We start from the raw sequence: 20,681 nt of genomic DNA on the forward strand, positions 1-20,681 counted from the left end.
AATGGACTGCAGATGGAAGGACTTGCTGATAAGGTCATAGTGATTACCGGCGCCTCGGAAGGTATTGGCCGGGCGCTCGCTCTGGCACTGGCGCCGCTTGGCGGACAACTGGTGCTCAGTGCCCGCAATGAATCCAGGTTGCGTACCCTGGCGATGGAGGTCGAGTCGGTTGGCGGTGCGCCACTGGTGGTTTGTAGTGATGTCGGGCGACAACAGGACTGTGAAGCCTTGATAGCCACGGTTATCGAACGCTTCGGCCGGCTGGATATACTGATCAACAATGCCGGCATGACCATGTGGAGCCGCTTCGATGAACTCAAGCAACTGGACATTCTTGAACAGCTGATGCGGGTCAATTATTTGGGACCGGCCTGGCTGACCCATGCAGCACTGCCGCATCTGAAGGCTTCCCAAGGGCAAGTGGTGGTGGTGGCTTCCGTGGCCGGTTTGACCGGGGTGCCGACCCGCAGTGGTTATGCCGCTTCCAAACATGCTGTCGTGGGCTTTTTTGATTCACTGCGAATCGAGTTGGCCGAGGACAATGTTGCTGTGACCGTGATATGTCCTGACTTTGTGGTCTCCGAGATCCACCGGCGGGCGCTGGATGGAGAGGGTAAACCGCTCGGAACTTCTCCCATGGCAGAGAGCAAGATCATGACCGCCGAAGAATGCGCGCAGATGATGCTGCCGGTCATAGCCGGGCGGGGGCGAATGTTGATCACCTCTTGGCGTGGTCGTCTGGGGCGTTTTGTCCGCCTTATCGCTCCAGCCTGGGTGGATAATCTTGCCCGTAAGGCAATAGCGTCCGGGCACTAGCCCAAGAATAAATAAGCCTCCGCGTGGGAGGCTTATTTAAGATTACTTTTTGTCGTTGAGGTGCTGGACTATGGTGGCCTTCGCCTCCTCATGGCTGGCCTTGGCGGCTTTGGCCTGAATATGGGCCGTTGCCTTGTGGCCGGTTATATCCTCGGCGATATGCAGCCAATCCGGATGCCAGTAAAACTGGCTGCCTTCCAGTGTCGACCAGTTGTGCACCCCGTGAGTTTCACCGTTATATACCAAGTCTTTGATTGAATATCCCATAGTCAGTCTCTCCAAGTTGGAATGGTATTATCATGCGGCCGTCGTGGCCGCATGAGTGTGACGAAGATCTCATTTTAGGTGCGGAAACGGCTGATCAAATGCGCCAGGTTGTGGGCCAACTGACTCAGCTCTTGGCTGGATTGAGACACATGCCCCGTCCCCATGGACACCTTGGAGGCGGCATCACTGATATTGGTGATGTTGACCCCCAACTCACCGGTAACCGCTGTTTGCTGCTCGGTGGCACTGGCCACCTGAATCGCCATGTCGTTGATGATGCCGATAGCGGCACTGATCCTTTCAATCGCATCGCTGGCCTCATTGGCGCAGCGAACACTGCCCTGCATCCGCTCGCGGCTCTTTTGCATCACTTCGTTGGCATGCTGAGCTCTTTGCTGCAGCTGTTCTATGGTGCCTTTGATTTCCAGCGCCGAGCTTTGGGTACGGCTGGCGAGTGTGCGCACTTCATCGGCCACCACGGCAAAGCCTCTTCCTGCCTCACCGGCCCGGGCGGCTTCGATGGCGGCGTTGAGGGCCAATAAGTTGGTCTGCTCTGTTATCTGGGCGATCACTTCCAGCACCATGGCAATGGAATCTGAGTCTTTTTGCAACTGGCCTATCACTTCGCTGGCGGCGGTGATTTCCGCATCCGAGCTTTGAATGGTGTCCAGTGTCTGCAGCACCACTTGTTGGCCCTCTGTGGTGGCCAGCACCCCTTGGTTGGCCTGATCGGCGGTTTGGGTGGTGTTGCGGGAGATATCGGCAATCGAGCTCTGCAGCTCTGTCATGGCGGTAGCCACCTGATCGACCTCAGAGCGCTGTTGCTGCATCTCTTCGGCGGCTTCGGCGGCGACTGTAGTCATCTCTTCCACGGCGGCGGCCAGTTGCACCGAGGCCGCGCCTATCTGGGAAATCATCTCATGCAGAGTGTTACGCATCTGTCCCAGGGTTTCGGCCAGGTGTTTGAACTCGCTGCTGCTGAATTTTTCCATCGGAATTTCGGTTGCGAGATCGCCAGAGGCTATCTGCTCCAGCACTTGGGTAGTGGCGCCAAGGGGGATAAAAATTCGCCGCAGCAGGAACCAGCCGGCTCCCAATGCCAGGGTCACAAAGAGGCAGAAGACGATGACCAGACTGCTGCTGAGGGATTGAATTGCCTGTTCACTGGCGCTTCTGGCAGAGCTGACCTTATTGGTTTCCAGTTCCATCAAGGCTTTGAGTTCGGTCTCGACATTGTTGTAAATATGCCAGGACTCCATGGAGGTCAGCATGTTGGCGGTGTTTTCCGGCAGGTCGCTGCTGTCTCGATCCAAAAATTGTTTATGCAGTCCCATAAAGGCCTGCAGTGGGGCATCCAGCTTGTGCAGTTGCACCAGGGTATCTTGCCCGGCACCCTGTTTCAGTTGCGCCAGCGCCGAGTTGATCGCCAGGGTCTGATCCTGCAGGTACTGACGTGACTCCTCACTCATGGGGGCATTCAGTACCCGTCTCAAGCTGTATCCCAGCTGTTCCCGTCTGAGGCCGGATACCAGTTGCAGCAAAGAGGCGGCCTGATCATTGCTGTGGTACTCCCGCTCCAGCAGGCTTATTTGGCTTTTCACCTCCTGCAGGTGATAGGCAATGGTGCCCAATGACAGGCAAAACAGCGCCAGCAGCGCGGCAAACAAGGTGATCAACAACTTGCGCAAAGAAAGATTGGAAAAGATGGCTTGGTTCACAACCCGGCTCCAAAACAAATGTATGAAATATATAGTGAATGTTTCAAGATCCTAGGTGTTTGTCCGGATGCAAACTGTGAGTTGTGGCAATTTAATAGGTAATTGTTTTAATTTTTAGTATTTTTGATTGTTTATATTGTTAAGTCATTATTTAGTAATGATTTAATATCAATGCCAAATGCAGAGTCTTGTTTGTGGTCAAAGCAGGAGGAATACAGATGGAGCCGACTCTGCTGTGCCCCCTGCATCAGAGTCCAGTTCTGTCAGTAGCCTGCCAAGGCGCGTAGGAGCTATGGGTCTTTCCTGCTATAATGCGCGCTCGTTTTTGTGGAGGCGCGAATGGACGTATCTTCTTTATTGGATGGCCTGAATGACAAGCAGCGTGAGGCGGTAGCCGCACCTCAATCCAGCATGCTGGTGCTCGCCGGTGCCGGCAGCGGCAAGACCCGGGTACTGACTCACAGGATTGCCTGGCTGCTGCAGGTGGAAAACCAGAGCCCATACTCCATTATGGCGGTGACCTTCACCAATAAGGCGGCCGCTGAGATGCGGGAACGGGTGGAGAAGATAGTCGGCAACCATATGGGCCGCATGTGGATCGGTACCTTCCATGGTCTGGCCCATCGTCTGCTGCGCACTCACTGGCAGGATGCCGGCCTGCCGCAAAATTTTCAGATCCTCGACTCGGATGATCAACTGCGGCTGCTCAAACGCATCCTCAAGAGCCTGAATCTGGATGAGAAACAGTATCCGCCGCGGATGGTGGCCGGCTATATCAACGGCAAGAAGGATGAAGGGCTAAGGCCGAAACATCTGGATGGCGGCCTCTTCCCCATGGAGCAGAAACTGGTGCAAATCTATCAGGTGTATCAGGAATCCTGTGACCGCGCCGGACTGGTAGACTTTGCCGAGATACTCTTGCGGGCTCACGAGCTGTTTCTCAACAAGGAACATATTCTGGCCCACTATCAGGACAGGTTCCGCAATATTCTGGTGGATGAGTTTCAGGACACCAACGCCATTCAATATGCCTGGATCAGAGTATTGGCAGGCAAGAGCGCCAATGTGATGATAGTGGGCGACGATGACCAGTCCATCTATGGCTGGCGTGGCGCCCAAGTGGAAAACCTGCACAAGTTTTTACAGGATTTTCCCAATGCCGAAACTATTCGCCTGGAGCAAAACTATCGCTCCAGCGGCAATATTCTCAAGGCCTCCAACGAACTTATCGCCAACAACCCGGATCGGCTGGGCAAACAGCTGTGGACTGAAGATGTCGATGGTGAGCCGATCTCAGTTTACTGTGCCTTCAATGAGATGGATGAAGCCCGCTTCATCATAGGCCGCATTGGCGACTGGCAGGACAAGGGCGGCAGTCTCAGTGACTGCGCCATCCTCTATCGCAGTAATGCTCAATCACGGGTATTGGAGGAGGCCTTGCTGCACAAGGGGCTGGCCTATCGCATCTATGGCGGCTTGCGCTTCTTCGAGCGTCAGGAGATCAAGGATGCCATGGGATACCTGCGCCTGATTGCCAACCGCGACGATGACGCCGCCTTCGAGCGGGTGGTCAACACTCCCGCCAGGGGGATAGGCGATCGCACTCTGGATATTCTCAGAACCACGGCCCGGCAGCAGCAATTGACCCTGTGGCAGGCCTGCGTCCGTTTGTTGGAAGAGAAAGTCTTGGCCGGCCGCGCCGCCAATGCGGTGCGCAGCTTTATGGACTTGATAGTGCAGCTGCGCAGCGACACCGAAGAGCTGCCCCTCTATCGCCAGGCGGATATAGTGATCCAGGACTCCGGGCTCAAGGCCATGTATGAGCAGGAAAAGGGCGAAAAGGTTCAGGCCAGAGTGGAAAACCTCGAGGAACTGGTCACCGCGGCGCGCACCTTCGAAGTGCCGGAAGAGCTGGTGGACATGGGTGAGTTGAATGCCTTCCTGTCCCATGCGGCGCTGGAGGCGGGAGAAGGCCAGGCTGATGCCCACACAGATGCGGTGCAGTTGATGACGCTGCACTCGGCCAAGGGGCTGGAGTTCCCGCTGGTGTTTATGGCCGGGGTCGAAGAAGGGCTGTTCCCCAGCCAGTTGTCGCTGGAAGAGGGCGATCGTTTGGAAGAAGAGCGGCGCCTGTGTTACGTGGGCATGACCCGCGCCATGCAGCAGCTGTATATCACCTATGCCGAGTCACGCCGCATCTATGGCCGTGAAAACTACTCGCGGCCGTCGCGCTTTATCAAGGAGATCCCGCCTCAGTACCTGCAGGAGATCCGTCTCAAGGCGCAGGTGGCAACTCCCATGGCCAATAACAGGTTCAGCAAGTCGCAAAGCAGCTTCAACGACACGGGCTTCAATGTTGGCCAACGGGTGCTGCACCCCAAATTCGGTGAGGGGATAGTGACCAATTTTGAAGGCCAGGGAGCACAGGCCAGGGTGCAGGTGAATTTCGATGACTTCGGCAGCAAGTGGTTGGTGGTGGCCTACGCCAAGTTAACTGCTTGTTGACAGCCCGGGTAGGAAAATTCGCGTTTTGCGGTGTCAATCACACTGTTGCTGAGTCATAATGCTTGGCAAATTTAAGGCTGAGATGTGTTGGAGAGCCTACCGATGAACTTGAGGGAAAAAATTGATGTCTATGCCCGTCTGTCGCGTCTGGACAGACCCATAGGAACTTTTCTGCTGCTGTGGCCCTGTTTAATGGCGCTGTGGCTGGCGGCCGGGGGCTTACCGGATCTCAAGGTGCTGATCATCTTTATCGTAGGTGTGTTTGTGATGCGTGCCTGTGGCTGCATCATCAACGACTATGCCGACCGTGAGCTGGATACCTATGTCGAGCGCACCAGGTCCAGGCCCTTGGCCAGTGGCGAGGTCACGGTCAAAGAAGCGCTGGGCCTGTTTGTGGTCATGGGGCTGTTTGCCTTTGGTTTGGTGCTGCTGCTCAACCCTCTGGTGGTTAAACTCTCCCTTGTCGGCATGCTGCTGACCATTATCTATCCCTTCACCAAGCGCTACACCAATATGCCGCAGATGTTCCTCGGCATAGTCTGGAGTTGGTCGATTCCCATGGCCTATGCCGCCCAGACAGGTGAAGTGCCTGTCGAAGCCTGGTGGCTATTTGCCGCCAACTGGTTCTGGACTGTCGCCTACGACACCATGTATGCCATGGTGGACAGGGACGATGACCTCAAGGTGGGGATCAAGTCCACCGCCATTCTGTTCGGCCGTTACGACAGGCAGATCATCGGCCTGTTTCAGCTGGCAGCGCTGGCCTGCTTTATGACTGCAGGTTATGTGGCCGAGCGAGGTGCCCTCTATCTGGTGGGGCTGCTGGCCTTTATCGGCTTTGGGCTTTATCAGCAGAGGCTGATTTACGACCGGCAGCGGGCTCCCTGCTTCAAGGCATTTCTCAACAACAACTGGGCGGGTATGGCCTTGTTTGTCGCCTTGGGGATGGATTACCTGCTCTGAATGACATTGAGTTTGACTGTCAACGCCGCGATTATCGCGGCGTTTTTGCTGGCGCAAACAACCGCCAACCGTTAGTCTGAACAGCCGGATGATTGAACCAAGCAGCGGGAATAGCGCCGCTGAGGACTGAAGCAAGAAGGAGTCTTGGTATGTTGATAGAACAACTCTTTGGTATTGAATTGCCGCTTATTCAAGCCCCCATGGCCGGCGCTCAGGGCGTGCCGCTGGCATTGGCCGTCGCTTCCGCCGGTGCGCTTGGTTCTATTCCCTGCGCCATGTTATCCCATGACAAACTCAAGCTGGCGCTAGAGAGCTTCAGGCGCCAGAGTGACCGGCCGGTAAACCTCAACTTCTTCTGCCATAAGCCACCCGAGGAACAAGTCGAGCGTTTGCATGCCTGGCTGCAGCAACTGGCGCCCTATTACCGTGAATTCGAGGTCGAAGATCTCGGCGGTGGCGCCGAGCGGCGTCCCTTCGATGCCGAGGTTGCCGCGGTTATAGAACCCTTTCGTCCCGAAGTGGTGAGTTTTCATTTCGGGCTTCCCTCCACCGAACTGATGCTCAGGGTCAAGAGCTGGGGCACCAAGGTGATTGCCTCGGCAACCAGCGTCGCCGAGGCCAAGTGGCTCGAATCCAGAGGCGTGGATGCCATCATAGCTCAGGGCCTGGAAGCCGGTGGTCACAGAGGCCATTTCCTCAGTGATGATTTGACCGAGCACAGTGGTACCTTTGCCCTGCTACCGCGCCTGGTACAGGCGGTGAAGGTGCCCGTGATTGCCGCCGGTGGTATTGCCGACGCCGCCGGAGTGCAGGCGGCCATGGCTTTGGGAGCGGCCGGGGTGCAGGTGGGTACGGCCTATCTCTTGTGCCCGGAGGCCGAGATCAGTGAATTGCATCGCCAAGCGCTGAAAGATCCGCAAATGAATCGCCATACGGCGCTGACCAATCTCTACAGTGGCCGTCCGGCCAGAGGCATAATGACCCGTTTGATGCGTGAGTTGGGGCCTTTGGGGCAAGCGCCGGATTTCCCATTGGCGGCCAATGCCATTGCGCCGCTGCGCGCTGCGGCAGAAGCACGCGACTGCAGTGATTTCAGCCCGCTCTGGTGTGGTCAGAATCCGGAGGGATGTCGGGAAATTCCCGCCGCCGACTTGACACGTGAGTTGATGGCGGCCTTTATCAGGGCTTGAGCTTTTTCTGGTCTAGTGTATGTAACTGCCTGTATCATTGCGAATTAGTCACTCCTGCAACCGGCGGAGTGACCCTATCTTTAGATGGACTGCAATCAAAGCTTTGACTGCGGCGTGGAGCCGCAATAGGGAGATATAGATGAAAAAATCACTTGCTCTGGCGCTGCTGGCCCTGATGGTCAGTGCCAACGCCGCGGCCCGCGACACCATAGCCCAGTATCCGGTGCAGGAACTGCTGCAGACCGAGAAGGCCAAAGAAGCCCTTTACGATGTGCCACTGTATTTTGCCACTCAGGCTCACCCGGAGATCAGCAAGAGCTATGGTGAGGTGATCACCAATAAAAAGACCAATGCCTTTGGCAAGTCGGATCGCGAAGCCTGTGAGTGGGTGATGTTGAGTGCGCTAAAGGCGTTGCAGGAGCGCGCCGAGCGTGAGGGGATGGACGCTGTGGTCAATATCCAGTCCTATTACAAGAAGCGTGAGTTTGCCAGCGAGACCGAATATGAGTGTGGCGCCGGTGCCATCATGGCCGGGGTGGCACTGAAAGGGACCCTAGTGAAGTTCTAACCACTTTAACTCACTGACAAAGCAGACCTGGAGGTCTGCTTTTTTTGTAGCTGAATTCTGCTTCTCTGTCGTCCCGAGTCAGTCGAATGCGCGATCAAGGCACCACTTTATGGCGATTGGTATAAGGTTAATAGAGTGACTCTCGGGAATAAAAGATGAAATATCTCCTCTGCAGTTTATTGCTGCTGGTTTTTCCTGCCACGGCAACCTGGTATCCGGTCAAGGTGCGTGCCGATGGTGAAGCGCAATTGTATAAGCCGCTGGTGCGGGCCAACAAAGTCTGGCGCCTCTGTGCTCTTTTACCCCACGGTAAAGATCATTATTGGTGGGGTGTCGCCTGGGGCTTGGCCGAGGAGGCGGACAGGCTGGGCGTCGAGATAGGTATTTATGATGCCGGTGGCTACACTGAGGCGGAGCGGCAACTGCGCCAGCTAGATGAATGCGAGGCTCGCGGTGCCCAAGGTTATATTCTGGCGGCTGTCTCGGCGGAGCTTTTCAACGCTGAATTGCCGAGGCTCAGGGCCAAGGGCGCCAGAGTTGTGGATCTGGTCAATGGTATTAACAGCAATCAGGTAGACAGTCGCTCGCTGGTATCTTTTGTCGATATGACTCAAGCCGCGGTGCAATATCTGTTTGCCGCCAGTGGCAGACAGGATTTCAGCCTGGCCTGGTTTCCCGGCCCTTCGGGAGCGGGTTGGGTGATGGATGCCGAGTTGGGACTAAAACAGGGGCTTAGCGGTTCCCAAGTCGAGCTGATTGAAGGCGGCTATGGTGTCACTGAAACCTTTGTGCAGGCCGACTTGGTGCGGGCGCTGACCCGGCGCTTTCAGGCCGATTATCTACTGGGCAATGCGGTGGCGGCCACTGTGGCGGCCAGAATGTTTCCCGGGCGGGTGTTGGCATTTTACAGTAATCCGCAAACCATGGCCTTGGTTGAGCAGGGCAAGTTGATGGCAACAGTGACAGACTCACCTGTACTGCAGGCGAGAATTTCGGTTGATTTGGCGGTGAGGCTGCTGCAGGGCGAAAAAGTGCCTGGGCGGGTCAGCCCGGAGATCCGGGTAGTCACCCCGCAAAACATCTCTGAGCTGGACATGAGTCAGACCTTGCCCCCTGAAGGACAATGGATGACCTACAGGGAGCTGAGCAAACTCGAGGGGGCTAAACCAGACCCTTGAGGTTGGCCGGACGATAATAGACAGACTTGAGCACTTTGCCCTGGCGCACTGTCTTGCCGGTCATTTCCACATCCTTGGCGCACTTGGCTATCAGGAAGTCGCCCTGACGGCTGCCGACAATTTCCACCCCTTGCTTGGCATAGTGAGCCACAGTATCCGCCAGTTCCTGCTCATTGCGGCATACCTTGCTCATGTTGCTGGCATGTACCTCATCCCAGCAGGGCTCAAAGTCGATTGCCTTGTTGGCGGCAACCTGCAGCAGCAGATCTATCAGGTAGCTGATCTCCAGTCGCTTCCTAACTTGGGTGCAGCCCAAGTGTACCAAGCGGCCCATCAACACATACACGCTGTCGACTATGGCGTCGGCCTGTTCAACTTTATCGCCTGCCTCGGCCAGTTCGGTCAGCTCTTCGCTGATAAGCGAGGTGTGCAGTGTGTCTGCCTTGGCATCCAGGGTGTCAGGAGAGTTGACCGGGAGGTCGAAAGTGGCGCGAAATTCCTGAATATCACGGTAGAGCTTGCTGTACAGCTCTTGAGTCAGCAGAGTCAGTTTCATAGCTTGGGTTCCAGCTTGGGCAAAGGAGAGGATGATAAAGAATGCGCGCGCCGAAGGCAAAAAAGCGCCGTAAAAAAGCCTCCCGAAGGAGGCTTTTTGAGGTGAAAATCAGAGAATGAAGCGACTCAGATCTTCATCCTGAACCAGGTTGTCCAGGTGAGCATCGACATATTCGGCATCGATAACAAACTTGCTGCCGGACTTGTCGCTGGCCTCGAAAGAGATGTCTTCCATCAGCCTCTCCATCACAGTGTGCAGCCGACGGGCGCCGATGTTTTCGGTACGCTCGTTGACTTGCCAGGCGGCCTGGGCAATACGGTCGATACCTGACTCGGTAAATTCGATGCTGACTCCTTCGGTGCCCATCAAGGCCACATACTGCTCGGTGAGCGAGGCGTGGGGCTCGGTGAGGATCCGTTTGAAGTCAGAGGCGGTCAGGGCATCCAGCTCGACTCGAATCGGCAGACGGCCCTGCAGCTCGGGGATCAGATCCGATGGCTTACTCATCTGGAAGGCGCCGGAGGCGATAAACAGAATGTGGTCTGTCTTCACCATGCCGTGCTTGGTGTTGACTGTGCAGCCTTCCACCAGAGGCAATAGATCACGCTGTACCCCTTCGCGGGACACGTCCGGGCCTGAGGTTTCGCCGCGCTTACAGATTTTGTCTATCTCATCGAGGAACACTATGCCGTGTTGCTCGACCAGCTCAATGGCCTGCTCTTTGAGATCTTCCTGGTTGACCAGCTTGGCGGCTTCCTCTTCGACCAGCTGCTTGTAGGCATCCTTGATCTTGAGTTTCTTGCGCTTGCTCTGTCCCTGACCCATGTTCTGGAACAGGCTCTGCAGCTGGTTGGTCATCTCTTCCATGCCGGGAGGTGACATGATTTCGACGCCAATTTGCGGCGCCGAGACATCGATTTCGATCTCTTTGTCGTCCAACTGGCCTTCACGCAGTTTCTTACGGAACACCTGGCGGGTGTGGGACTTGTCCTCGGTTTCCTGATCCCATTCACTCTTTGGCTTGGGCAGCAGGGCATCGAGAACCCGTTCCTCGGCGGCTTCTTCGGCGAGGGTGCGGCACTTCTTCATCTGCTGCTCGCGGGTCAGTTTGACCGCGGCGTCGGTGAGATCGCGGATGATCTGCTCTACTTCCTTACCCACATAGCCCACTTCGGTGAACTTGGTCGCTTCAACCTTGATGAAAGGCGCATTGGCCAGCTTGGCCAGACGGCGGGCGATCTCTGTCTTACCGACACCGGTTGGGCCTATCATCAGAATATTCTTCGGGGTCACTTCCTGGCGCAAGCCGGCATCCAGCTGCATGCGGCGCCAGCGGTTACGCAGGGCTACTGCGACAGAGCGTTTGGCCTTCTGTTGGCCTATGATGTGCGCGTCCAGTTCGTGGACGATTTCGCGGGGTGTCATTTCAGACATAATGCTTCCTCACGCTCGGGATCAGTAATTCAGTTCTTCTATTGTCTTGAACTGGTTGGTAAATACGCAGATATCACCGGCTATGGTCAGCGACTTCTCGGCAATATCACGGGCACCCAGTTCGGTGTTTTCCAGCAGCGCCAACGCCGCGGCCTGGGCATAGTTGCCACCAGAGCCTATGGCGATAAGATCATGCTCCGGCTGCACCACATCGCCGTTACCTGTGATGATCAGTGAGCTTTCATGATCGGCCACTACCAACATGGCTTCGAGTTTTCTCAAGGCTCTGTCGCTGCGCCAGTCTTTGGCCAGTTCGACCGCCGACTTCATCAAATGCCCCTGATGCATCTCCAGTTTGGCCTCGAAGCGTTCAAACAGGGTAAAGGCATCGGCGGTGCCACCGGCAAAACCGGCCAGTACCTTATTGTGGTACAGGCGGCGTACTTTGCGGGCATTGCCTTTCATCACAGTGTTGCCCAGAGACACTTGGCCGTCGCCGGCGACAACAACCTGATTATTACGGCGTACAGATACGATAGTGGTCACGATAGATCCTCTTCTCGGGCGGACGGCGCGTCCGTCATGGGTCAAATCCCCAGGGTCTGCTGCATGAAACGGCCCATTGGGGGCACAGCAAGGCCAACTAATGAGGTGATAGTTTTCTATATGGGGTTGGGGGCCGGAATATCAAGTGCCCGGCAGAGGCTTTCGTGCTGAAAAACAAAAAGGCTGCAAATCTTATTGTTTGCAGCCTTTAAATTGAGAGGAGTTTATTCTTCCCAGAACCAGATCATACAGCCGTTGAGACCGGCTCTTTGCAGCACGTGGCGCTGCCGCTCGGCATCGCGCTTGCTGTCATAGGGGCCGAGTACCACCTTGTACCAGACACCGCTGGTGCCTTGCACCTTGCGCACCTGGGCTTCTAGCCCCTGGAAGGCGATCACGGCTTTCATCTCGTCGGCCTGGGACTGCACCCGGAAGGAACCACACTGCATCTGATAAGGGCGAGATGGCTTGTTGCTCTCTTCCGGCAGATCCACTTCTACCTGTTTGTTTTCCAGTTCCTTGAGGTAGGTCCACTCCTCTTTGGGCTTGGGCGGCAGGGCGTTGGGGTCTTTCTTCTGGGGCACCGGCTTAGTCTGTGGCTGAGGTTGAACCACTTCGGCCTCGGGAGCGCTGCTCTTCAGGCTCCAGAGGAAATAGCCAAAGCCGGCCACCACGGCCACTACCACCACAAGCAACAGCACAGGAAAGCCTTGCCTGGGCTGCGGCTGCTTGCGAGTGCCCCGCTTGGCTGGCTTGCGGGGCTTGGGCTTGCTATTGGCGTAATCGCGTCCCATGGATTACATGCGCTCCAGGGTCTCGATACCCAGCAGTGACAGGCCCTGCTTGAGGGTCTTGGCAGTCAATTGAGACAGCAGCAGACGGCTGTGCTTCTGGGTTTCGTTATCGGCCGCCAGCACAGGGCAGGCTTCGTAAAAGCTGGAGAAGGCACCCGCCAGTTCAAACAGATAACCACAAAGCACATGGGGTTGGCCCTTGTCGACCATACGGGCAAGGATTTCACCGAATTGGGCCAGCTTGTTGCCCAGCTCTTTTTCCTTGTCGTGTTCCAGAGCGATAATGGCATTGCTCAGATCCACACCTTCGGCCCGCTTGAAGATCCCGGCAACCCGGGTGTAGGCGTACAGCAGGTATGGCGCTGTGTTGCCTTCAAAGCTCAGCATCTGATCGAAGCTGAAGATATAGTCGCTGGCGCGGTTCTTCGACAGATCGGCGTACTTCACCGAGGCGATGCCCACTACCCGGGCGATTTCGGCCAGGGTGTCTTCGTCCATGTCGGGGTTCTTGCTGCGTACCAGCTCCAGCGCCCTGACATTGGCTTCATCGAGCAGGTCAACCAGTTTCACCACGCCGCCGCTGCGGGTCTTGAATGGGCGGCCGTCTTCACCGTTCATGGTGCCAAAGCCCATGTGTTCCAGTGTCATTTCCGGGCGTACAAAACCTGCGGTGCGGGCCAGGCTGAACACTTGCTGGAAATGCAGTGCCTGGCGCAGATCCACGAAGTAGAGGGCACGATCGGCATGCAGGGTACCCGAGCGATAGCGCATGGCCGCCAGGTCTGTGGTGGCATAGAGATAGCCGCCATCGGCCTTCTGAATGATCACCGGCAGGGCTTCACCATCTTTGTTACGGAATTCTTCCTGGAATACCACCTTGGCGCCGTTACTTTCAGACAGCAAGCCTTGGGCATCCAGATCTTTGACCACCTGTTCCAGATCGTCGTTGTAAGCGCTTTCACCATGGACATCGGTGCGGGTCAGGCTGACGCCCAGGCGCTGATACACTTCATGGCAGTGGCTCAGAGAGATATCGTTGAATTCACGCCACAGCTTGTTGCAGTACTCGTCACCTGATTGCAGCTCGACCACCAGTTGACGGGCGCGGGTGGCAAATTCGGCCGACTCGTCGAAACGCAGTTTGGCAGCGCGATAGAAGCTTTCCAGATCCGACAGCTCCAGGTTGGCGTTTTCACCATTTTGTGCCCGCAGCTCTTCCATATAGGCCAGCAACATGCCGAACTGGGTACCCCAATCGCCGACGTGGTTTTGGCGGATCACCTTGTGACCGAGAAACTCCAGCGCCCGCACAACGCTGTCGCCAATGATGGTGGAGCGCAGGTGGCCCACATGCATCTCTTTGGCGAGGTTAGGGGAGGAGTAGTCCACTACCACGGTCTGCGACTTGGGCAGGTTTATACCCAGATGCTCGTCAGCCAGTGCCGCCTGCAGCTGTTTGGCCAGGGCATTGTCATCAATAAAGAAGTTGATAAAGCCGGGGCCGGCTATCTCTACTTTGGCCACATGGCCGGAGGCCGGCAGATTGTCGATGATCAGTTGTGCCAGCTCCCGAGGCGGCTTGCCGGCAGCTTTGGTCAGCATCATGGCCAGGTTGGTGGCCAGATCGCCGTGACTCTTATCCTTGGTTCGGTCTACCTGAATCCTTGGCGCAGTCTCTTCGGGGACCAGCCCCTGTTGTTTCAAAGTGGCTACTGTCTGTTCAAGCAAAGATTGGATATGTGATTTCATTGGCGTTTTATCGACACTGACTGATAAAGGTTAAAAGGGGAATAACCGCACATTCTAGCGCTTTCGGCGGTAACATTGCTATCACCTGTACGGTTTTATCAGCAAATTTTGTTGTTGCCTGGGTTTGCCGCAGCCGGGTGCCTTTTAAGATCACTATTATGGATGAATCTTTGTTTAAGAATCGCTGATCTTCATTTTGGGGGAGTATGATGTCTCTCCGATCCTTCTCGGATCCAAGATTTCCCCATCGGCGCGTGCCGATAGTTTTAATGGAGATAAAGATGCTGGACTCCATCACCACAGTGTTACAGGCTATTTGGCAGCAGGATTTTACCGCGCTGCATGCTCCGGGTATTGCCCTGAGTATCTATGTTTGCATCTTCAGCTTTATCTTTCTGGAGAGCGCCTTGCTGCCGGCGGCCCCCTTGCCTTGCGACAGTGTGGTCATTCTTTCAGGTACCCTGGCGGCCATGGGGATCCTTAACCCCTTGCTGGTGTATCTGTTGCTGTTTGTGGCGGCCGCAGGCGGCAGCTATTTGGCATTTGTTCAGGGGCGGCTGCTCAATCGTCTGCCCAGGGTGCAGGGCTGGGTCTACAAGGTGCCGGCTGACAGCCTGGCGGCAGTGGATAAACTCCTTGGGCGTCATGGGCTGGTGGCGCTTTTCTGTGCCCGTTTCCTGCCGCTGGTGCGTTCGCTGCTGCCTTTGGTGATGGGCGTGCGCATGGCCTGTATCAAGACCTTCTATTTTTTTGCAGCTCTGAGTGCCTTCTTCTGGGTGGGGCTGTTGGTATCGCTGGGCTACATGATGCCGTTTCTGCCGGAGCGGATCAGCAAGCTGTTGACCATGGCGTTGATGGCGGCGCCGGTGATTACTCTGGTATTGGCGCTCGGCAGTTGGCTGACCTATAAGCTACTGCGCAAGCCGCAGGACAAGCAGGGGCCTCACGGTCAATTCTGAGCCGGATTAAAGCCGTTCAAGGGAGTTACAGCAGATCCTGAGGATCTCGATCCAGACTCCAGCGGCAGCGCTTGGCCTCGGGCAGCTGTTCGGCCTGGGGCAACAGCTGTTCAAACACCTGTTGCAGCCTGCGTCTGTCCTTGGCCTGAGCCAACAACTGGCGCCGATACTTGCCGGCCTTGCGATCCAGCGGCGCCGGCAGTGGGCCTATCACTTCAAAATCCTTGTCCATGGGTAACATGGCGGCGAAGGCTGCCAGAAAGGCATCGGCATCCTCGGCGCGGTGGGATTCGGCGCGGATCAGTACCATATGCCAGGCCGGTGGCAACAGTGCCTGCTGGCGTTCATTGAGCTGGCTGCGGGCAAACTCGCCATAGCCTCTGTGCATAAGATCCCTGAGCAAAGGGTTGTCGCTCTGATGGGTCTGCAGCAGCACAGTGCCCGGCTTGCTGGCGCGGCCGGCGCGACCGGCCACCTGGGTATAGAGCTGGCCGAAGCGCTCAGGAGCCCGAAAGTCCGCGCTGAACAGGGCGCCATCTACATCGAGCAGTCCCACCAGGGTGACATCGGGAAAGTGATGTCCCTTGGCCAGCATCTGGGTGCCCACCAATATCTTGTATTCGCCGCGATGAATGGCGCTTAAGTGCTGTTCCAGCGAGCCTTTGCGGCTGGTGGTATCCCGGTCGATTCGCACCACGGGATACTCGGGAAACTCCTTGCTGAGCGCCGCCTCCAATTGCTCCGTGCCTATACCCTGACCCTGCAACATGGTGCTGCCGCAGTTGTGGCACTGGCGTGGAATTGCATACTGGTTGCCGCAGTGGTGGCAGCGAATTTCGCCGAGGGATTGGTGCAGAGTGAAAAACGCATCACAGCGATCGCACTCGTGCAGATGGCCACATTCGTGGCACAGCAGGGCAGGGGCAAAGCCGCGGCGATTGAGAAACAGCAACACCTGGTTGCCGGCCTGCAGATGCAGGCGCATCTCGTTCAGCAACGGTTGCGACATGCCGGCCTGCAGTGGTTGGTTGCGGATATCTATCAGTCCCTGGCGCACCTTGAGGGCATTGCCTGCCCGCTCTCCCAATTGCAGATGCTGATAGCGGCCGCTGAGGGCGTTTTGCAGGCTCTCCAGCGACGGCGTCGCGCTGCCCAGCAGTACAGGAACCTGTTCCAGATGGCCGCGCATGACGGCCAGATCCCGGGCGTGATAACCCACGCCTTCCTGCTGTTTGAAACTGCTGTCGTGTTCCTCATCGAGAATGATGATCCCGGGCCAGGCCATGGGAGTGAACAGCGCCGAGCGGGTGCCGATTATGATGGCCGCCTCGCCGCTGCGGGCCAGGCGCCAGGCGTCGAGGCGCTGCTTGTCGGTCAGGCCGGAATGGATCACGGCAACCGTGACTTTGAATCTGCGTTTGAACCTGTTGATGGTTTGCGGCGTCAGGCCGATTTCCGGCACCAGGATCAGCGCCTGCTTGCCAGCCTTGAGTATGGTTTCCAGTACCGCCAGATAGACCTCTGTCTTGCCTGAGCCTGTGATCCCTTCAAGCAAGCTGCACTGATAGCCGCTCTGTGCATTGAGGCTGGCGACCGCCACGGCTTGCTCCGGGTTGAGTCTGTGAGGCTCTTCCCTCAGCTCTAGCTGTTGCCGCCATTCAAGATTGGCGCTGACTGACCGCTCTCGTTGCTCGGCCCAGCCCTTGTCCAGCAGCCCCTTGATGGCACTCTTGCTCAGCTCCAGCGCATTGACCTCTTCAGTGGTCAGTTCCCCTTGTTTGAGCTGTTGCAGCAGTTTGCGTTGGGCGGGAGCGCGTTTCAGCGACTCCAGCGTGGCCTCCTGGCCCGCACTGGTCAGACACAGATAACTGATTTTCTCCGGCGCGGCATCGGCACCCTTGCGCAGCGCCACCGGCAGGGCCTGGGTCAACATCTGCCCCTGGCTGCAGAAATAGTATCTGGCGGCCCAGAGGGTCAGTTGGTACAGCGCAGGTGGCAGCAATGGCGCGCTGTCCAGCACTTGATATACTGGCTTGAGTTGTTTGGGCTCGAGTTCGCACTCATCACTCAGGCCTGTCACCAGGCCTATGAGTTGCTGGCGGCCAAAGGGCACGCGCACCCGCATTCCCGGCTCGAGTGGCCAGGGGCAAGCTTTGGGCATCAGGTAACTGAAGTTCTGCCGCATGGGAACGGGAAGGGCAACTTCTACAAACTGCGGCATAGTCAGAGTTTTCGCAAATAATCACGGCACATGTTGCCCGTCAGTTTACTCAGGCTAGAATGAGAGAACCAGTCCCGGAAACAAAAAGCCGCAAAAACCGCAGCTTGAACGCGCTGACTTAACGAATTCAAACCAGAGAACCTAAGCCGGATAACCTAAACTGGGTAACTAAAAATCAAATTAGAGAGGATATGGATGAGAGCGGGTTTACTGATGCTTGTACTCATGTTGCTAACGTCTGTTGCCATAGCAGAAACCGCCCATGTCAGTATCAATCAAAGAATGTTTGAACTCGGGCATCTGCCGCTGATCAAGGTCAATGTGGTGGCCGACAGTGAGGATATGACCCGGCTTGAGTTTATTGTCAGGCAGCAAGGTGCGGCGGAAAAACTCATGGTGCAACCCATTAACCGCTACATGGTGCTGCTGCTGGGGATAGATGAAGTGACCGACAAGCAGGCCGAATTACTGGTGCGGGAATACCGAATCAATCGCTGGCATGAACTCAAACGCTTACCCTTGTTCGATACCTCAGTACCTGTGGCGCTGCGCTCCAACCGGGCAAGAGTCTTTGCCGAGCAGATGCCGACTGAGTCACCGCAGGTTGCCGTGTCAACCCAAGCTATAGAAAACAAGGCCATAGAAAACAAAACGATAGAGGCCAGATCTGTGCAAGCCACAGCAGTATCAAGCAAAGTCGTGCCACCGCCAGCCGTTCAAGCTCAAAGAGTTAAAGATGTCGCCGGTCAACCCCAGAGTGAGTCTCAAAGCCTTGGTGTGCCCTCGGCATCTCAAGCCGTTGCAGCGCCGGGGCGCCAGGTGAAGGCTCTGCCAATTGCTAGTCGTGAGCCGGGATGCATGCTGGATTTCGATGGTACTGAAACCCTCTGGCGGGTGGCCAGCCGTTATGCACAGAGCAGCCATACCCACGTCTATGGCGCCATGCTAGCCATTTTTGATGCCAATCCCAAGGCCTTCAGTCGCGGTGATATTCGCAACCTTCGCAGTGATGCCAAGTTGCACTGCCCCAGTAGTAGCTTGCTGGAGTCCTATGGAGATAAGACGGCCGCCAAAGAAAAGTTCGAGCAGATGTAGTCGCCTACTTGTCAGCGCTGGGTAGATACTGTACTATTCTGCGCCCTGAACTTTTGATATTAACCGCATGTGGTGTCCGACTTCGGGTTGGAAGAGCGACATGGCCTTAACTTGAGGTAACCCCAATGAAACCAGGTATCCATCCTGAATACGCAGAAATCACTGCAACTTGTACTTGTGGCAACGTCATCAAAGTAAACTCTACTGCAGGCAAAGCTCTGCACTTGGACGTTTGCGGTGCATGTCACCCTTTCTACACTGGTACTCAGAAAGTTGTTGATACCGGTGGTCGTATCGACAAGTTCAACAAGCGTTTCGGTATGCTGGGCAAGAAGTAATTGCCACTGCAACCAATCGAAAAGGCGTCCATGGGACGCCTTTTTTGTTGCCTTTACCCCGTCCTGAATATTCCTCATGGGGCTATGAATTCAGTTCGAAACCAAGTTGCTTTCAGGCAATATAGATTATTATCTGCCATGAATAATATGGCGGTATGGGGCAACAGATTAATATCTATTGTTGGTACTTATCATATTTTGCGGCTTGAACTTTTGCATATTGTTCGACTGACAGCCTCTGGCATCTTCCCTACCCAATGGGCAGGGGGATAAGTCGCTGAAAATATCGATATTAACGCATAGTTTATTACTAACCCGTTTAAGCAAGTCTTGCTTCTTTAATTGACCAAACATGAGGTCCAACTTAATAGTGCTGATATGCAATATGTCGGCAATTTCGTCACGGGTTAATTTAAGATCTATGGTTAACCAATGTTTATCAAAGGGAACTTGAAGCACAACCAATATATCAAATAAGAACTTGATCAGTTTGTCTTCCGGTGATGAGGTCAGCAAGAAAATGGCCAATCCGGTCTGGCGTTCTGTATAATAGGCTGCGTCATACATGAACTGCATAAACAGGTCGATATCTTCTGTCACCAGCTTTTTTATCAGTTTCTTATCTATAGTGATGATTTTGCTGTCTCTGGCAGCAAGAATATTCTTACAACAAGTGCAGCCCTCATCCAGCAACAGATGATAGTCGGTCAGTCGCCCTGGGAATATGGCATTCAGAAATTTTGGACGGGTAAAGTCATTGGTTCTTTTGGAGTAGAAAATCAGACCGCTTTCGAGATAGATAAAGTTGTTCAATAATAGATTTTTATTTAACTGCTCACCTTTTTTTAATTTCTGTGGCGCGCCATTGGCATAGAAAAATTCGGCAATGCGATCATTGACTCCGCCGGGAAAGAACAGCGTCGATTTCTTTTTTTCATCTGCTCCAAGTGAGATTGCAGTCAACATTATTCGCACCCAAAATATAACATTTGTAAGAATTGTAACATGGCTTCGGTTGGACAAATGTGGCGTCGATCCGTAAAACCAGGTTAACTTATGCCATTATGTTTTCTATATATCTACTTATATCCATATTTAACATATTGATTTCAGACGTCGCTGTCATCGAGCTCATTACTCACGGCTTGCAGATAACGAAAATACTCGCTGGCCAATAGTGATAAACCTAGATAATAGCCGGTTTGAGCATGTTCTTCCGCCAGTGACAGGCAGCGCTGCACCCAAGGTTGGACATGGTCAGTCAATAGCCTTTGCAATATTGGTGAATACTGTTCTCGATTATCTGTCGCCATTTTGTCCAGCAGGTAGGCGATGACAACGCAGAGCAGTCCCAGATGGTCGACCGGCTCGTTGCGATCGAAATGGATCTGCAACCCATGCTGTTGATAAAAAGTCAGTAAATCTAGGGTGGAAGAGCCATTCAACAAACCTGAAGCAGACTGATAAACCGAGCCCCAGGGCGGCGCAACCGGAGTCCCGGGGCCGTTGAATAACTGGCCATAATCCAATTGCAGTGCAATCAGTTGCTCACGGCTTCCATCCCAGTGCTTGAGATAGTCGCTCAACTTGTTCAAAGCCAAAGATTCGCGTTGGCTGTGAGTCAGCCTGGGCCACTGCGTGGCGATATCGCTCAGCGTAAAGTGTTCAACCAGCTCTGCCGTGGGCAGATCCAACAACACCTTATGCAATACGTTGGCGATACTCTGCAAACAGAGAAGTGTATCGGTTGAGATAGCCATAAAACTCCAAAGAGGGAGAGCAGC

19 protein-coding genes are annotated in these 20,681 nt (G+C 55.1%); 9 read left to right on the top strand and 10 right to left on the bottom strand.

Going from position 1 to position 20,681, the window contains the following annotated elements:
* The first annotated feature begins 12 nt into the window (after window positions 1-12).
* A complete protein-coding gene (locus E1N14_RS02300) occupies window positions 13-816 on the top strand; it encodes an SDR family oxidoreductase (protein ID WP_025009247.1) in 804 nt (267 codons plus the stop codon).
* Window positions 817-858: 42 nt separating this feature from the next.
* Here the strand turns inward: E1N14_RS02300 and E1N14_RS02305 are convergent, their stop codons facing one another.
* Window positions 859-1,083 (bottom strand): hypothetical protein, encoded by a 225-nt coding sequence (locus E1N14_RS02305; protein WP_025009248.1) that lies wholly within the window; start codon window positions 1,081-1,083, stop codon window positions 859-861.
* 74 nt (window positions 1,084-1,157) lie between these two features.
* Complete coding sequence (locus E1N14_RS02310; RefSeq protein ID WP_025009249.1) at window positions 1,158-2,801, bottom strand: methyl-accepting chemotaxis protein; 1,644 nt, start codon at window positions 2,799-2,801, stop codon at window positions 1,158-1,160.
* Window positions 2,802-3,140: 339 nt separating this feature from the next.
* Between E1N14_RS02310 and uvrD the strand changes: the two genes are divergently transcribed.
* From uvrD to torT, 5 genes are all read left to right on the top strand, one after another.
* Window positions 3,141-5,306 carry a DNA helicase II gene (gene uvrD, locus E1N14_RS02315; RefSeq protein ID WP_025009250.1) on the top strand — a complete coding sequence of 722 codons (2,166 nt, stop codon included), beginning with the start codon at window positions 3,141-3,143 and terminating at the stop codon, window positions 5,304-5,306.
* A gap of 102 nt (window positions 5,307-5,408) precedes the next feature.
* Window positions 5,409-6,269 carry a 4-hydroxybenzoate octaprenyltransferase gene (gene ubiA, locus E1N14_RS02320; RefSeq protein ID WP_028779581.1) on the top strand — a complete coding sequence of 287 codons (861 nt, stop codon included), beginning with the start codon at window positions 5,409-5,411 and terminating at the stop codon, window positions 6,267-6,269.
* Window positions 6,270-6,418: 149 nt separating this feature from the next.
* The gene (locus tag E1N14_RS02325; RefSeq protein WP_044733575.1) at window positions 6,419-7,459 is read left to right on the top strand and encodes an NAD(P)H-dependent flavin oxidoreductase; all 1,041 of its coding nucleotides are present in this window, start codon (window positions 6,419-6,421) and stop codon (window positions 7,457-7,459) included.
* Between the two features lie 139 nt (window positions 7,460-7,598).
* Complete coding sequence (locus E1N14_RS02330) at window positions 7,599-8,027, top strand: hypothetical protein (protein ID WP_025009251.1); 429 nt, start codon at window positions 7,599-7,601, stop codon at window positions 8,025-8,027.
* A gap of 155 nt (window positions 8,028-8,182) precedes the next feature.
* Window positions 8,183-9,205: a TMAO reductase system periplasmic protein TorT gene (torT, locus tag E1N14_RS02335; protein ID WP_025009252.1), complete on the top strand. Its 1,023-nt coding sequence runs from the start codon at window positions 8,183-8,185 to the stop codon at window positions 9,203-9,205.
* On the opposite strand, the gene E1N14_RS02340 is transcribed toward torT, so the two are convergent.
* From E1N14_RS02340 to argS, 5 genes are all read right to left on the bottom strand, one after another.
* Window positions 9,189-9,761 (bottom strand): nucleoside triphosphate pyrophosphohydrolase family protein, encoded by a 573-nt coding sequence (locus tag E1N14_RS02340; RefSeq protein ID WP_025009253.1) that lies wholly within the window; start codon window positions 9,759-9,761, stop codon window positions 9,189-9,191. The two genes, torT and E1N14_RS02340, sit on opposite strands and share 17 nt — an antisense overlap.
* A 108-nt stretch (window positions 9,762-9,869) precedes the next feature.
* Window positions 9,870-11,195, bottom strand: coding sequence for an HslU--HslV peptidase ATPase subunit (gene hslU / locus E1N14_RS02345; RefSeq protein WP_025009254.1), 1,326 nt, complete (start codon window positions 11,193-11,195; stop codon window positions 9,870-9,872).
* A gap of 21 nt (window positions 11,196-11,216) precedes the next feature.
* Window positions 11,217-11,741 (bottom strand): ATP-dependent protease subunit HslV, encoded by a 525-nt coding sequence (gene hslV / locus E1N14_RS02350; protein ID WP_025009255.1) that lies wholly within the window; start codon window positions 11,739-11,741, stop codon window positions 11,217-11,219.
* A 224-nt stretch (window positions 11,742-11,965) separates the two neighbouring features.
* Window positions 11,966-12,535: an SPOR domain-containing protein gene (locus tag E1N14_RS02355; RefSeq protein ID WP_025009256.1), complete on the bottom strand. Its 570-nt coding sequence runs from the start codon at window positions 12,533-12,535 to the stop codon at window positions 11,966-11,968.
* A gap of 3 nt (window positions 12,536-12,538) precedes the next feature.
* The gene (argS, locus tag E1N14_RS02360) at window positions 12,539-14,284 is read right to left on the bottom strand and encodes an arginine--tRNA ligase (protein WP_062793716.1); all 1,746 of its coding nucleotides are present in this window, start codon (window positions 14,282-14,284) and stop codon (window positions 12,539-12,541) included.
* A 281-nt stretch (window positions 14,285-14,565) separates the two neighbouring features.
* Here argS and E1N14_RS02365 point away from each other — a divergent pair, with 281 nt between their 5' ends.
* Entirely contained in the window at window positions 14,566-15,243 is a 678-nt protein-coding gene (locus E1N14_RS02365) for a DedA family protein (protein WP_025009257.1), read from the top strand.
* Window positions 15,244-15,268: 25 nt separating this feature from the next.
* Here E1N14_RS02365 and priA read toward each other — a convergent pair whose 3' ends face one another.
* Window positions 15,269-17,464: a primosomal protein N' gene (priA, locus tag E1N14_RS02370; protein WP_062793717.1), complete on the bottom strand. Its 2,196-nt coding sequence runs from the start codon at window positions 17,462-17,464 to the stop codon at window positions 15,269-15,271.
* Between the two features lie 213 nt (window positions 17,465-17,677).
* Here priA and E1N14_RS02375 point away from each other — a divergent pair, with 213 nt between their 5' ends.
* Window positions 17,678-18,559, top strand: coding sequence for a FimV/HubP family polar landmark protein (locus tag E1N14_RS02375; protein ID WP_162173413.1), 882 nt, complete (start codon window positions 17,678-17,680; stop codon window positions 18,557-18,559).
* A 125-nt stretch (window positions 18,560-18,684) separates the two neighbouring features.
* Window positions 18,685-18,897 (top strand): 50S ribosomal protein L31, encoded by a 213-nt coding sequence (rpmE, locus tag E1N14_RS02380; RefSeq protein WP_025009259.1) that lies wholly within the window; start codon window positions 18,685-18,687, stop codon window positions 18,895-18,897.
* A gap of 168 nt (window positions 18,898-19,065) precedes the next feature.
* Here rpmE and E1N14_RS02385 read toward each other — a convergent pair whose 3' ends face one another.
* Entirely contained in the window at window positions 19,066-19,863 is a 798-nt protein-coding gene (locus tag E1N14_RS02385) for a Crp/Fnr family transcriptional regulator (protein ID WP_025009260.1), read from the bottom strand.
* 143 nt (window positions 19,864-20,006) lie between these two features.
* Window positions 20,007-20,657: a TorD/DmsD family molecular chaperone gene (locus E1N14_RS02390; RefSeq protein ID WP_025009261.1), complete on the bottom strand. Its 651-nt coding sequence runs from the start codon at window positions 20,655-20,657 to the stop codon at window positions 20,007-20,009.
* Window positions 20,658-20,681: the final 24 nt, after the last annotated feature.

It is taken from the genome of Shewanella algae, assembly GCF_009183365.2.
Classification (GTDB): Bacteria; Pseudomonadota; Gammaproteobacteria; order Enterobacterales; family Shewanellaceae; genus Shewanella; species Shewanella algae.